A 12862-nucleotide genomic window follows, 5' to 3' on the forward strand; every position below is an offset into this window, starting at 1 on the left:
CCTCCGCCGAGGATCTTCAAGGGGCATCGTGCAGGTGGCTAGTGCGCCGTCCAGCCGCCGTCGACGGTCAGCGTCTGGCCGGTCACGTAGGCTCCCATGTCGCTGGCGAGATACAGCAGGGCCCCGTCAAAATCGTTCGGCTGCCCGTGACGCGGAATGAGGGTGTTACTGCCAACCCATTCCTTGATCTTGTCCACGGCAAGGACTTCGCCGGTCATCTCACTTTCGAAGAACCCGGGGGCAATGGCATTGACGCGCACACCGTGGCGGCTCCACTGGGCCGCCCATTCCCGGGTGATGGCCTCCAGACCACCCTTCGAGGCGGAGTACGCCGCCTGCGGAAACCGCCCGATGCCGACGCTGGCTACGATCGAGGTTACGTTGATGATCGAACCGGAGCCGCGCTCCTTCATCGACGGGACCAGGGCCTGAGCCAGGCGTATGGGGGCGACCAGATTGACATTGAGCGTCGTCAGAATCTGCTCCAGGCTCTCGTCTTCGGCCTTGACGCCTCCGGCGATGTAGGCGGCGTTGTTGACCAGGATGTCGATAGGCCCCAACTTCTCCAGTGCAACGCGCGCCAGTTCGTCAGCTTCCGCCGGATCGGACAAATCCGCCGGAAGCGGCACGAGGCCGTCGATCTCCTTCGCAGTCCTCTCGAGTACGTCACCGCGGCGGGCAACGATCCCGACCGTGGCTCCCGCCCCGGCCAGAACCTCAGCAAATCTGCGGCCGAGACCGGCCGAAGCGCCGGTCAGGAGGGCGGTTTTCCCTTCGAGGGAAAACTGTGGGGTGGGTGACATCGTTGTACTCCTTCATACCGGCCGAAGAAAATGCCGGCCATCTTTTCAACAATAAACAGTTCAGGAGCTGCAGCAGGCCCTGTTCCGGATTGTGCAGGACCTGGATCCGGACCGGCTAGTGATGCGGTGTGCCGGCGGCCTGGGGCGGCAGCGGGGTAAACAGGTTGGTGAATCGTCCGCCTGCGGACAACTCGGCCAGCAGCGTCCCGGTCTGACTCAAACCGGCGGGCACCCGGCGGACGGCCTGACTGGTTCTCGAATACCATGAGATGTTCGTTTCGTCGGCGAAGCTCGTGGCACCGTGGAGCTGGTGGGCTCCGCGCAGTACCGTGTCGGCTGCTTCCAGGCCTGCCAGTCGCAACCCGACGGAGTCAACGGTCCACACCTCGGAGCGCTCATCCTGGGCCAGTGACCAGAGCGTGTACTTGGCAAGCTCGTTGAACCCCTGAACCGCGACGGCGAGGTCGGTCAGGCGGAACTGGGTTGCCTGGAATTTTGAGAGCGTGCGCCCGAACTGTTCGCGTTCCTGAACGTAGGACACCGTGTCGGAGGTAGCGCGTTCAAGCACTCCGAGCAGCCACCACATCTGGAGCGTGGTGAGCAGTGCCGCGTTCCGCGGGAGGGTGCCCTCCGATCCGGCCACGACGATTTCTCCGATGAAGTGTCCCAGCTTGGTGTCTTCGGAGCCTCCGACCACCTGGACCGACAACCTCCGCCCGGTAAGATCGACCGCTGCCCAATCGAAGGGAAGGTCAGCATGGACAGCTACCTTGCGGCCGTAGTTCGGAGCAAACAGTAGGGCTTCGGATCCAACCGGACGCGCCAACCGTTCGGCAATCGGGTAGGCCAGAGCATGACGGCCGGCCGCCCGGCACGCCGCCCCGGCGGCCTCGAGCTGGACCTGGTCCTCGAAGGGGTCGATCTCCCAAAGCCCGAGTGGGTCCAAGAGTTCTTCCGTGATTTTGCGCCTGCCGGCAGGATCTGCTTCGGCTCGTCGGGTGAGGTCCACGCCGCCAGCGGCTTCCAAGGTTTCCTCGATGACGGAGCCGAGCGACTCTGCCTCGTATGAAAGCTGGCTTCTCATTTCTTGCCTACCATCCGTTGGGCAAGCGCAATGCGCTGCATTTCCAATGTTCCTGATGCGACAGTCGAGGCCTGGGCATATCGCCAATGGTCCTCGACGGCCCGTTCGAAGATGCGCTGGGTGTCGGTGGTGCCCAGCCCCCAGCCTCCGACCATGTCCATCAGCACCTCCGCAACCTGTTGGTCGAGCAGGGTGACTGCGATTCTGTACGTGGCAGCATCAGCGGGGTCCAGGTTCCCGTCGTCCTGGGCGTTCACGACTTTATAGGCCAGAAGACGTGTTTGGCGGCTTTGAACCAGGGCTTTGGCCCAGCGTTCGCGCAAGGAGGCCGGCAGCTGTTCCCATTCATCCCCCAATGCAGCCGGGGCGGCGGACAGGAGCTTGTCGCAGCGCGAGTAGCGGGCAATACCGATACGCTCGAAAGCGATGACGTCCGTAACGATCGGCCAGGCACCGTTAATGTCACCAAGAACATCCGCATCGGGCACGAAGGCGCCGTCGAAGTACACCTCGTTGATATGGTGACGGCCGAGCATGGACTGGATCGGGCGTACCTCAACTCCCGGCTGCTGCATGTCCAACAAGAAGATCGTGATTCCTTCCTTGCGACTGCCCGCCGGACCGGTCCGGGCCAGCAGGAAGCACCAGCGGGCCATCTGCGCGTACGAGGTCCAGACCTTCTGCCCATGAATACGCCACCCGTTGCCGTCCCGGACAGCTTGTGTCCGAAGAGCCGGCAGATCTGAGCCAGCATCCGGTTCGCTAAAGCCCTGGCACCAGAGGACATCACCCGCCGCGATCTGCGGGAGGTGACGTTTCTGCTGGTCGTCGGTACCGTGCCGCATCAACACCGGGCCCACCCAGTTCAGCCCCATGTACTGGGCGCCCCGGGGCTCATGTGCTGCCCACATTTCCTCGCGAAGTGCCGTCTGCTCCCAGCTGCTTGCCCCACCTCCACCGAACTGCTCCGGCCATGTCAGTGCGAAGAGGCGCTGGTCACCGAGCGTGCGGCAGAACTTCTGTGCGATTTCAAGGTCGCCGGGATCGTCTGTGAATGCACCGAGATAGTCCGCCGGAATATGCTCAGCCACCAGCTCCCGCAAGGTTGACCGCAGGTCGATGACCTTCTGGTCTTCCGCGTAATCAAGCATCTCGACTCCCTATTAATTGGTTACTACTGTTAATTCTTTCTATCATAATAATGATAGATGGGATAGCGCGGCGAGCAGGTTTTTCGCTCACGTCCGGCGGGCACGGCCGCGGGCCACGTAGGCCCGCCTGCACCCCTAGAAGTGTGCTGACACACGGAAAGGGACGCAGGCGTCATCCAGAGCGGGACCGGATCAGTTGTCGATCTTGCCGGGGGTGAACACCGAGCCGGTATCGACACGGTCCAGGGTTAATGCCGCTCTCCATACACGCACCACTTTGGCGGCGGCAGATACCCCAAGCATCGACCCCAAAGCCGCGGCTGCCATGACAAGTCCCAGTTTCTTTTCCACAATTGACCCTTTCATTTGCTTGTTCCTGCGCCCGTCTCGACCAGCAGCTTCTCCAGGTCGTCATCCCGCGGATCTGCAGGCGCTGACGGGCGCGGGGGCCTTGACACCGTCACAGGCAAGCCCCCACCCGCCAACACTGCGGCCGCGACACCTGTGCCAGTAACCACCTTCGACGTCTTCCATGCCACACGGCGCAGTAGCTTGGTAAGGGCCCCATAGGCGATGGCACCGTCGGACCATTGAGTCACTACCCGGCCCGCTGCGCTCTTGTAGTAGTTGTTGGCGGTCTGGAAGGATGTCCCGGCCAGTCGCCGCTGAAGAATGTAATTGAACGCCGCGGAAGCGCTCTCCCGGACCTCGATCGAGGTTGCTCGACCGGAGGCAATGTGGCGAACTGCCGAGGTGATGTAGGCTGCCTGCGATTCGAGGTGCGTTACGATCGCCCCGCCATTGGTATTCGGCCCGTACATCATGAAGAAGTTCGGGAAGCCAGGGGTGAGAATCCCCAGCAGAGCCTGAGGCTCACCGTTCCAGACCTCATGCAGCATTCGGCCATCCCGTCCCACGACCTCGAAGGTGGAGATGAACTCGGACTTGAACCCGGTCGACATGACCAGCACGTCGACGTCGTGCTGGACGCCTCGGGCATCCACGATGCCATGCTCGGTCATGCCCGTAACGGCGTGCGGCACGAGCTCGACATTGTCGCGCAGTAGCGACGGGTACAGATCGTCGGTCAGGATCGGCCGCTTGCCTCCGTACGGGTACGACGGCGTGACAGCCTCACGCAAATCGGGGCGGTCTGCGAAAGTCTCGTTGATGTAAGCCCTTGCGGCGGACTCCGCGGCGATGTTTTGGTGCGTTCCGGGACGCCACGCGGCGTTCTTATACTGCGACCTTTCGCGGCGATAAAGCATCAGCCATCGCACAATCCGCTGGGCAGTCGCCGACCCAAGAGCCTCGAGTTCGTTCGGCGCGAATTCGCGCCCACCCTTGGGCAGCAGCCACCCGGGCTCGCGCTGGAACATCAGCACCTTGCCGGCAGTTTCGGCCACGGCTGGAACGACTTGCGCAGCCGTGGATCCGGAGCCGACGACGGCGACGGTCTTGCCTGCCAGATCTGTGCTGGCATCCCAGCGGGAGGTGTGGAACTTTTTTCCACGGAAAGATTCCATGCCCGGCCAGTCCGGGTACCGCGGGTCATTGAGGAGGCCCACGGCGCTGATGACGATGTCAAAGCGTTCGCGGCTACCATCGGCGAAATCGACAGCATGGCGCTGGGTGGCTTCATTCCACTCGACCCGGCTCACCTCGGTCTCGAGCTGCACGTGATCCCGCAGACCGTACGAATCGACGATGCCATCCAGGTATTCCAGCAATTCGGCTTGCCGGACGTGGGTCCGGCTCCACCGGGCCGGCGCGAAGGAGTAGGAATACAGCACGGAGGGAGTGTCCACCTCAGCTCCGGGATACCGGTTGTCCCACCAGGTTCCGCCCACGTGGGCCGACCGCTCATAGATCGTAAAGGCCGTGATCCCGGCTTTCCGGAGCCGGACGCCGGCGGCAATGCCCGCGAACCCCGCTCCGATAATGGCAATCCGCGGTGATGCCACGTTGCGTTTCCATCCCATCACACTCTCCCGTTCGGTGGATCAAAAAGAATTTCGATATATCGAAATATAAAAGGACATAGAAAAAAGCTAGTGCTATATATAGAGTTAGTCAATATCCCTTAGTGATTGTGAGTGAAAATGAAGGCGGCCCCAGCTGCTGCTCGTGCCATGTCCGTTGTTAACCACATGACGGGGCACCCGCAGATGACGTTCACGCTCTCCGAGTTGTCCAAGGTCCTGGGCGTGAGCCCGGCGTCGATGTCCTCGATCCTGCTGGCGTTGTCCGAGTCCGGGTATCTGGTGCGGGACCGGCGTCACCGCACCTATGCCTTGGGACCCGCCATTGTTGCCGCCGGACACGCGGCCTCGCAGCGGCACCCCGTCATTGAGGCCGCACGGCCCGAGCTCACGCGCCTGGCTGCCCTCGGAAGCGAGTGCATCGGCAGTGCTGCCGTGGGTGACGACATCCTGATCCTTTCGATCGAGGGGCGGCCGTCGGGCCAGTCCCGTGAGGCCTGGATCGGGCAGCGGATTCCTTTGATACCACCCTTTGGTCAGGTTTTTCTGGCCTGGGCGACCGATCAGGAGATAGCGGCTTGGGCGGATCGACTCGGGGCGGCCGGCGCGCTGAAGCACGGGCCCGGGCTGCGCGCATCCCTGGACCGTGTGCGGGACCGCGGCGTCGCAGTAGGGCTCCGAAGCCGCGCCGTCGACGCGGTTATCTCCTTGATCAACGAATCCGCTCACCGGGCCGACCGTGACGAGGAGTTCCACCTACGGCTGCAGAGCACCATTCCTGAACAAACCGAGAATTATTCGCTGGCTGAGATCGATCCGGACTCCAGCTATGACGTGGCCAACCTGGCTGCCCCGGTCTTCGGCCCGGACGGGCAGGTGGTCTTCGCCATGACGCTGTATGGGATTGACGGTATCCACGGCGATGATCTCAAGCGCCTCTGTGCGGAAATGCTGGTGTCCAGCAGGGCGGTCACCCGCGACATCGGAGGACGTTGGCCAGCGTTCGGGGCCAACGCAGCAGCGGACACCTATTCGGCAGCCAGCACTTAACCCCCTGAACCCAAGGAACACCAGCCATGCACATCACGACCCTGACCCGCGGGTTCGCACCTGGACCGCAGGACCCGGCTGCCGCCCCGATTTCCGATGGCAGCGCACGCCCATCCGGCGTACCCTCATCCCGGGTCCCCCTCGAGGCCATGGAAAGGTTTGCCTGCGACACCTCGTTCGCGGCACAGGTTCCCGCCGGGGTGCGGCTTGAGTTTACCGGCAACGCCGAAGCTGTCGAGGTGTCATTCGCGACAGGGACGGCTCATCCGTTGGCCACACCCGCGGAGGACGGATGTTTTTCGGTGTGGGTGGACGGAACCCACTACGGTGCGGTCTCGGTGGAAGCCTCTTGGAAGGGGACTGCGCGCATCCCCCTGCCCGTGCGGGACCCGTCAGCGCGCGTCCAGGTATATGTGCCGGAACGCTATACACCCCAACTGCTCGGCATCGAGCCGGTCGACGGGAAGATCGGTCCGGCCCCGGCGCAACGTCGCTGGGTGGCATATGGTGACTCGATAACGCAGGGCTGGAGCGCATCCGATCCCGGCCGTGCGTGGCCGGCTGCCGCCGGCCGGCTGGCGGACCTGGAGGTGTGTAACCTGGGCTTCGCCGGCGCCGCCCGCGGCGAGCTGCCTGCTGCCTCCTTCGTGGCTTCCACCCAGGCCGACGTCATATCGCTGGCCTGGGGCACGAACTGCTGGTCCCAGATCCCTATGGACGGACCTTACATTGCCGAACTCATGCGGCTGTTCCTTCATACGGTGAGCGGGGGGCAGCCGAAGATTCCCATTGTTGTACTCAGTCCCATCATCCGGCCCGGAGCGGAGTCCACCCCGAATGCCGCCGGCGCCACCCTTGCCGAACTGCGAACGGCCCTCGAGCAGGCGGTCATGAACTACGCCGAGTGCCCCGGCGGATCCCGGCTGCACCTGGTCCCAGGCAAGGACCTTGTCTCCGAAGACCAGCTGGTCGATGGGATTCATCCCGGCGATGAGGGTCATGCCGTGATAGCGCAGGCAATGGCCCGGGCGGTCACAGCGGCGCTCGAGCGAAGCTGACAGGAGCAGCGGCAGGGAGATCCGCCGTCGTTGCTTCCGCCCGGGCAGTCACGCCGGCCAGTCCCCTTCCCGGTCCTATCCGCCGCCGGTTGAGCTGGAACGGCCGATTCCCCCGCCGGCCTCCTGGGCCCGCCGGGTGATCCGGCTGCCGGGGTGTCCCGCGACGCATCCTTACGGTCGCCGGAGATCACGGGCGGACCCCGACTCAGCACACCTTTAGAACTCACGCTGCAGGGACTACCTAGGATCCATTAGCGGCGATTGAATCCGGGCAGGGGGAGCGGCCCCTAGCTAAAGCGACAACTTACGCGTGCTTCAGGGCGCATAAGTTGCGGTCCTGAAAACGCCCAGCGGCGGGTGCTCGTCGCGGCGGTTACTTAGGTCCAGGATTGCAGGACGGGCTGATCAACTGACCACAGTATGTGCGGCCGCTGAGCGGCGCTGCCGGAGCTGGGGCGGCTGGCCTGCGAACAGAGAGAGACGGTCCTTTGTGACTCTATCCATGGGCCAGGGACGGCCGTCCGAGGCCGCTAACAGTACGTATGTGGCTTCGCCCAATACGGCTGGTTCATCCTCGTCCGCGTAGATGGCGGTTGCAAGGGCGAAACTGCTTGTTCCAATATGCGAAATCCACATATTGGCAACCACAGGGTGATGTGAGTACCAGACTTCGGTCCGGTACTCGATGGTCTGTTGAGCAATCACATTCCGGACTGATTTTCCAAGGCCTTCGAGTACCCCACCGCCCCGGCCGGAGCGCCCGGTGGCGGAGTATCCGAGGAATCGATTGCGGGCCTCATCGATGACCCGGAGCAAAGAGGTGTTCCCGACATGACCCGCCACATTGACGTCATCAACGCGTAGCTCTATAGATATGGATGCTTCCGGGTGTTGGGAAAGGTTGGTCAAGATCCTGGCCGTCAATGGGCATCTCCTAAACTTTCACGTTCTCGTTGGTCTTGTTGATCGATGAGGGCAGGCTTGTCGTCAAGGGACCCTCTCACTATTCCCCCATCCCGTTGGCCGCACCGGTCACGAATGCGGACTTTCCCGCCAAATCCGGATATTTCATCGAGGATTTCTCCTGTTTCTTGCTCAGACCACAGGTCTGACAGCTCTTGCTATTCCTGGCAGCCCTCGATACCTACGCGCACGTGGCGGCGACTAACAGGTTTCGGATTAGTCCGTGTAGGGGTCGGCGATGCCGATGTATTGGGTGGTGGTGTATTCGGCGATGCCTTCGGTGCCGCCTTCGCGTCCGAGCCCTGATTGCTTGACTCCGCCGAAGGGGGCTGCGGCGTTGGAGATCACGCCGGCGTTGAAGCCGACCATGCCGAATTCGATCTGTTCGGCCACCCGCAGGAGGCGGTTGAGGTCGCGGCTGTAGAGGTAGGACGCGAGGCCGTATTCGCTGGCGTTGGCCTGCCGGATGGCGTCCTCCTCGGTGGAGAACGTGGTCACGGGAGCGACCGGGCCGAAGATTTCCTGGCGGAGGATCTCGGCGTCGTTCGGGACGTTGGCGAGCACGGTGGGCGGGTAGAAGTAGCCCGCCCCGTCAAGAGGTGAGCCGCCGGTGAGGGCGGTGGCGCCGGCGTCGACGGCGGCGGCCACCAGGGCGTGGACGTCATCGCGGGCGCCGGCGTCGATCAGGGGTCCGACCTGGGTGCCGGGGTAGGTGCCTCGGCCAACGTTCAGGGCGCTCATGGCGGCGGCGAACTTGGCCGTGAATTCCTGGGCGACGGATTCGTGGACGAGGAACCGGTTCGCGGCGGTGCAGGCCTCGCCCATGTTCCGCATTTTGGCCGCCATGGCCCCCTCGACGGCTTTGTCCAGGTCGGCGTCCTCGAACACGATGAACGGTGCGTTCCCGCCGAGCTCCATGGAGGTTCGGAGCACGTTCTGAGCGGCGTCGGCCATGAGGCGTTTGCCTACGGGGGTGGAGCCGGTGAAGGAGACCTTCCGCAGCCGGGAATCCTTCAGCAGCGGCCCGGAGATCCCGGACGCCGAGGAGGAGGCGACGACGTTCAGAACCCCGGCGGGCAGGCCGGCGTCGAGCATCGTCTGCGCGAAGTACTGGGCGGTGAGCGGGGTGAGCTTCGCGGGTTTCAGCACCATCGTGCAGCCGGCGGCGACGGCGGGGGCGACCTTGCGGGTGGCCATCGCGAGCGGGAAGTTCCACGGCGTGATGAGCAGGCAGGGTCCGACGGGTTTGTGCTGGACGAGGATCTTGTTTTTGCCCTCGGGGGTGGTGAGGTAGCGGCCGTAGTCGCGGACGGTTTCCTCGGAGAACCAGCGCAGGAACTCGGCGCCGTAGGTGACTTCGCCGCGGGCTTCGGCCAGGGGTTTGCCCATCTCCAGGGTCATCAGCAGGGCGAAGTCCTCGGCGCGTTCGGTGACCAGGTCAAAGGCCCGGCGCAGGATCTCGGCCCGCACCCGTGGTGCGGTCCGCGCCCAGGACGCCTGCGCGGCATCCGCGGCGTCGAGCGCGGCGACGGCGTCCCCGCTGGTCGCCGAGGCGAGGGTGGCGAGCACCTCCCCGGTGGCGGGATCATGGACATCGAACGTGCCGCCGTCGGACGCGTCCCGCCACTGCCCCCCGATCAGCAGACCGGTGGGCACAGAGGCAAGGAATGCAGCTTCACGCTCGGGCGTGCCGGCAGGAGAGAGCGCAATTGAAGCGGTCATGAAGGAGTCCTTAAGCTTTTTTGGCGGGTGTCAGAAGCCTGATCTGGACCAAACAATAGGAGATTGAATAAGCAGCTGTAAGCTGCTGGCATTTTGCTAGTGGTTCAGATTAGCGAGTGTAGGAAGCAATCGAGACATAGTGTGCGGCTGTAAAGTGGGCGACGGAGGTGTTCTTGCATTACCACAGCGGCGCTTGGGCAATGCTGACCTGCCCCATGGGCGCAAGAGCCACCGTCCTCGCTCACCTTCCGGTGCTATCCGCCGCCGGTTGAGCTGGTAACGAACGATTCCCCGCGGGCTCCGGGACCTACCGGGTGATCCGGCTGCCGGGGTCCCCGCGGCGTATCCCCACGGGCACCGGCGATCAGGGCAGACAGCCGTCCTCCCGCTTTTTCGATGAGCCCGGCCAGGCCCTCCGGTGCCAGCAGCATCATCACTACCACGGCGATACCGATCCAAAAGGTTGGTTCCTGCAGGGGGCCAGCGATCCATTGCGGAATCCCCTCCCCTATCGACGCAGTGCTCATGCTGCCCAGGCGGATGCTGGCAACGCCGTAGAGGAATCCGCCCATTGCGGCGCCCCACAGCCGGCCTGGTCCGCCGAACACGACCATGACCATGATCAACAGCGCGAAATCCGTTCCCGCGATGCCCGGGTTGGCGGACTTCACCACCAGGAGGTAGACGCAACCCGACAGCGCCGCCAGAACGGCGGACAGGCTGAAGGACATCAGCCGGAAGCGGTAAGTCTTCAGCCCCATGAGTTCGATGCGCAGCGGGTTCTCCTTTAGGCCCTGCAGGACGTGGCCGGCACGGGAACCAACCGCCTGCCGCAGCACCAGATATACCCCTACGGCGAGCCCCAGAGCGACCCAGTACGTCGTGCCGATGCCGCCGACCCCGCGTGCAAATTCGGGCAACATTGAACCGGGGACCCTCACACCTTCGTCCCCCCCGAACAGCTTGGTCGGATTGCGCTCGACGAAGATCAGGAAGGCTTGGGCAAACGCCATGGTCACCATGGCGAAGGAGATATCCGAGGTCCGCAGTGCCACGGCGCCGGCCAGGAGGGACAGGAGCAGGCAGCCTGCCAATGTGGCCAGAACAGCGGGAAAAAACCCCATACCGAGCTGCACCATGAAGACCGCGGGCAAGTAGAGCCCGAGCGCAAACCACAGCGTGTGTCCAAAGGACAACATTCCGGAGTAGCCGAAGAGCAGATCGAAGGTCATTGCCAGGGCAGCAAAAACCAATCCGATTGCGATGATCTGCTTGATTCCCGGAGAACCCATCGGCCCATCGAGAATGACGGGGATGACGAGGTCGGGCAGGAACGGGAGGGCCATGAAGAGGGCCACGACGACCGTGAGCGGAGCAAACCTGGCTATGGTGTGTGTCATGCCGCAACCTTTCCAAGCAGGCCCCGCGGGCGGACCAAAAGCATCACGGCGAGCAGGGCAACAGTAATCAGGTCACCGGCACCTGGCGGGCCGTAGTAGTTGACGAATTGCTGGAGGATGGCGACCACCAGCGCCGCCAGGGCCGTCCCCTCAAGGGAGCCAAGTCCACCGACGATGATCACAATGAAGGCGAAGATCAACTGGTGGGTGCCCAGACCGGGGTTGATGCTTCCGAAGAACACTCCGGCGAGTACCCCGCCGACCCCGGCCAGCCCTGAGCCGATGGCGAACAAAAGCGTGAACGACTTGTTCACGTTAATTCCCAGGGCCTGGACCATGGAACGGTTGTTGACGCCGGCGCGGATGATCAGGCCATGTTTGGAGCGCCGCAGGAACACCACGGTGGCAAGGAAGATCGCCAGGGCGATGGCCACGATGACCAGCCGGCTGTTGACGACCCGGCTGCCGGCGATGACTGTGATCTGGTCGAACCAGACCGGCTGCTGCAGCGTCAGCGGATCGTGGCCCAGCCACCCTCCGAGGAAAGCCGTCGCGGCAAAAGCCAGCCCAAGAGTGATCAGCATCTGCGCGTAAGGCCGTCCATACAGGTGCGAGAGCAGCCCCCGTTCGATGAGGACACCCAGAGCCGCCCCGACGGCGGCCGCCAGCAGAAGTGCGACCACGAAGCGCAGCCAGTCAGGTTCGATCGGCAGGTACGCGAGGACCGCCCAACCCACGAACGCCCCTACTGCGAAGATTGCCCCGTGGGCGAGGTTCAGGACCCTCATCAGGCCGTAAATCAGCGAGAGGCCTGAGGCCAGGAGGAAATAGATGCCGGCCAGTCCGAGCCCGGAGATCAACAATGAAATTACGTCAGTCATGGTTTGCGGCCCTCTATGGACTTCGGTTTGATGTCAACGCCCAGCCAGCGGGACGTCGCTTCGGTGTCCCTGGTGAAATCCTCCATGGTCCCGGTGTAGACAACCCGCCCCTGGTCCAAGACGACGGCGTAATCGGCCAGCCTCGCGGCTACAGCGAGGTTCTGTTCGACCAGAAGAATTGTTGTGGCGGCTTTGACCTGCTCGATGGCTATCACAACCTCTGTAACGACGGCCGGGGCCAGCCCTTTGCTCGGCTCATCGACCAGCAGGATTTCGTTGTCGTTAAGCAGCGCCCGGCCGACCGCGATCATTTGTTGCTGCCCCCCGGAAAGCGTTCCGGCTCGTTGCTGGGCTCGTTCAGACAGGATGGGGAAGAGGCGAAGCACTTCCTTCAGGCGGTCCGGGGAGTCCGGGCCCCGCATGGCCAGGCGAAGGTTTTCTGCCACCGTCAGGTCCGGGAAGATTTCGCGGTCTTCGGGGACGTAGCCGATCCCGCGGCGGACCCGTTCATCGACCTTGAGCGGCTGGAGGTCCGCGCCACCCATCACGAGACTGCCCTTGGATGCAAGGAGACCAACCAGGGCCAGAAGCGTTGTCGTTTTCCCTGCCCCGTTGCGGCCCAGGAGAGCGGTCACGGAGTTTCGGGGGACGTCAAAAGACACATCGCGCAGGATATGGGCCTCACCACGGTGAACATCGAGGTTCCTGACCGTGAGGGCGGCCGCCGTTTCGGTCACAGGCGGTTTCAACGTCTCGCTGCTTGTCATT

At 63.5% G+C, this 12862-nt stretch carries 12 protein-coding genes; 2 read left to right on the top strand and 10 right to left on the bottom strand.

Annotated features, from left to right (window positions below; translation table 11 throughout):
* Nucleotides 1-38 precede the first annotated feature (38 nt).
* From AC5RVY_RS18075 to AC5RVY_RS18095, 5 genes are all read right to left on the bottom strand, one after another.
* Nucleotides 39-803, bottom strand: coding sequence for an SDR family NAD(P)-dependent oxidoreductase (locus AC5RVY_RS18075; RefSeq protein WP_493956076.1), 765 nt, complete (start codon nt 801-803; stop codon nt 39-41).
* 115 nt (nt 804-918) lie between these two features.
* Nucleotides 919-1887 (bottom strand): acyl-CoA dehydrogenase family protein, encoded by a 969-nt coding sequence (locus AC5RVY_RS18080; protein WP_493956077.1) that lies wholly within the window; start codon nt 1885-1887, stop codon nt 919-921.
* Complete coding sequence (locus AC5RVY_RS18085) at nt 1884-3038, bottom strand: acyl-CoA dehydrogenase family protein (protein ID WP_493956078.1); 1155 nt, start codon at nt 3036-3038, stop codon at nt 1884-1886. The genes AC5RVY_RS18080 and AC5RVY_RS18085 overlap by 4 nt, the downstream gene beginning before the upstream one ends.
* Before the next feature lie 192 nt (nt 3039-3230).
* Nucleotides 3231-3404 (bottom strand): hypothetical protein, encoded by a 174-nt coding sequence (locus AC5RVY_RS18090; protein ID WP_493956079.1) that lies wholly within the window; start codon nt 3402-3404, stop codon nt 3231-3233.
* A complete protein-coding gene (locus AC5RVY_RS18095) occupies nt 3401-5020 on the bottom strand; it encodes a flavin-containing monooxygenase (RefSeq protein WP_493956080.1) in 1620 nt (539 codons plus the stop codon). The genes AC5RVY_RS18090 and AC5RVY_RS18095 overlap by 4 nt, the downstream gene beginning before the upstream one ends.
* Before the next feature lie 120 nt (nt 5021-5140).
* Here AC5RVY_RS18095 and AC5RVY_RS18100 point away from each other — a divergent pair, with 120 nt between their 5' ends.
* Together AC5RVY_RS18100 and AC5RVY_RS18105 are read left to right on the top strand one after the other, a co-directional pair.
* Nucleotides 5141-6070 carry an IclR family transcriptional regulator gene (locus AC5RVY_RS18100; protein WP_493956081.1) on the top strand — a complete coding sequence of 310 codons (930 nt, stop codon included), beginning with the start codon at nt 5141-5143 and terminating at the stop codon, nt 6068-6070.
* 26 nt (nt 6071-6096) lie between these two features.
* Entirely contained in the window at nt 6097-7128 is a 1032-nt protein-coding gene (locus tag AC5RVY_RS18105; RefSeq protein ID WP_493956082.1) for an SGNH/GDSL hydrolase family protein, read from the top strand.
* A 405-nt stretch (nt 7129-7533) separates the two neighbouring features.
* Here the strand turns inward: AC5RVY_RS18105 and AC5RVY_RS18110 are convergent, their stop codons facing one another.
* The 5 genes from AC5RVY_RS18110 to AC5RVY_RS18130 form a co-directional block, all read right to left on the bottom strand.
* Nucleotides 7534-8052 (bottom strand): acyl-CoA thioesterase, encoded by a 519-nt coding sequence (locus tag AC5RVY_RS18110; RefSeq protein ID WP_493956083.1) that lies wholly within the window; start codon nt 8050-8052, stop codon nt 7534-7536.
* Nucleotides 8053-8307: 255 nt separating this feature from the next.
* Nucleotides 8308-9813 (bottom strand): NAD-dependent succinate-semialdehyde dehydrogenase, encoded by a 1506-nt coding sequence (locus tag AC5RVY_RS18115; RefSeq protein WP_493956084.1) that lies wholly within the window; start codon nt 9811-9813, stop codon nt 8308-8310.
* Nucleotides 9814-10067: 254 nt separating this feature from the next.
* Complete coding sequence (locus tag AC5RVY_RS18120) at nt 10068-11213, bottom strand: branched-chain amino acid ABC transporter permease (RefSeq protein WP_493956085.1); 1146 nt, start codon at nt 11211-11213, stop codon at nt 10068-10070.
* Nucleotides 11210-12094 (bottom strand): branched-chain amino acid ABC transporter permease, encoded by an 885-nt coding sequence (locus tag AC5RVY_RS18125; RefSeq protein ID WP_493956086.1) that lies wholly within the window; start codon nt 12092-12094, stop codon nt 11210-11212. The genes AC5RVY_RS18120 and AC5RVY_RS18125 overlap by 4 nt, the downstream gene beginning before the upstream one ends.
* Entirely contained in the window at nt 12091-12861 is a 771-nt protein-coding gene (locus AC5RVY_RS18130) for an ABC transporter ATP-binding protein (RefSeq protein WP_493956087.1), read from the bottom strand. Before AC5RVY_RS18130 ends, AC5RVY_RS18125 begins: the two co-directional genes overlap by 4 nt.
* Between the last annotated feature and the right edge of the window lies 1 nt (nt 12862).

The sequence above is a fragment of the Arthrobacter sp. Ha26 genome, from assembly GCF_059091705.1.

What these genes read in the sequence shown, in the direction of transcription:
- AC5RVY_RS18115 (WP_493956084.1), bottom strand. Translation starts at nt 9,813, where the DNA reads ATGACCGCTTCAATTGCGCTCTCTCCTGCCGGCACGCCCGAGCGTGAA.
- AC5RVY_RS18080 (WP_493956077.1), bottom strand. Translation starts at nt 1,887, where the DNA reads ATGAGAAGCCAGCTTTCATACGAGGCAGAGTCGCTCGGCTCCGTCATC.
- AC5RVY_RS18075 (WP_493956076.1), bottom strand. Translation starts at nt 803, where the DNA reads ATGTCACCCACCCCACAGTTTTCCCTCGAAGGGAAAACCGCCCTCCTG.
- AC5RVY_RS18085 (WP_493956078.1), bottom strand. Translation starts at nt 3,038, where the DNA reads ATGCTTGATTACGCGGAAGACCAGAAGGTCATCGACCTGCGGTCAACC.
- AC5RVY_RS18125 (WP_493956086.1), bottom strand. Translation starts at nt 12,094, where the DNA reads ATGACTGACGTAATTTCATTGTTGATCTCCGGGCTCGGACTGGCCGGC.
- AC5RVY_RS18090 (WP_493956079.1), bottom strand. Translation starts at nt 3,404, where the DNA reads ATGAAAGGGTCAATTGTGGAAAAGAAACTGGGACTTGTCATGGCAGCC.
- AC5RVY_RS18095 (WP_493956080.1), bottom strand. Translation starts at nt 5,020, where the DNA reads ATGGGATGGAAACGCAACGTGGCATCACCGCGGATTGCCATTATCGGA.
- AC5RVY_RS18105 (WP_493956082.1), top strand. Translation starts at nt 6,097, where the DNA reads ATGCACATCACGACCCTGACCCGCGGGTTCGCACCTGGACCGCAGGAC.
- AC5RVY_RS18120 (WP_493956085.1), bottom strand. Translation starts at nt 11,213, where the DNA reads ATGACACACACCATAGCCAGGTTTGCTCCGCTCACGGTCGTCGTGGCC.
- AC5RVY_RS18130 (WP_493956087.1), bottom strand. Translation starts at nt 12,861, where the DNA reads ATGACAAGCAGCGAGACGTTGAAACCGCCTGTGACCGAAACGGCGGCC.
- AC5RVY_RS18100 (WP_493956081.1), top strand. Translation starts at nt 5,141, where the DNA reads ATGAAGGCGGCCCCAGCTGCTGCTCGTGCCATGTCCGTTGTTAACCAC.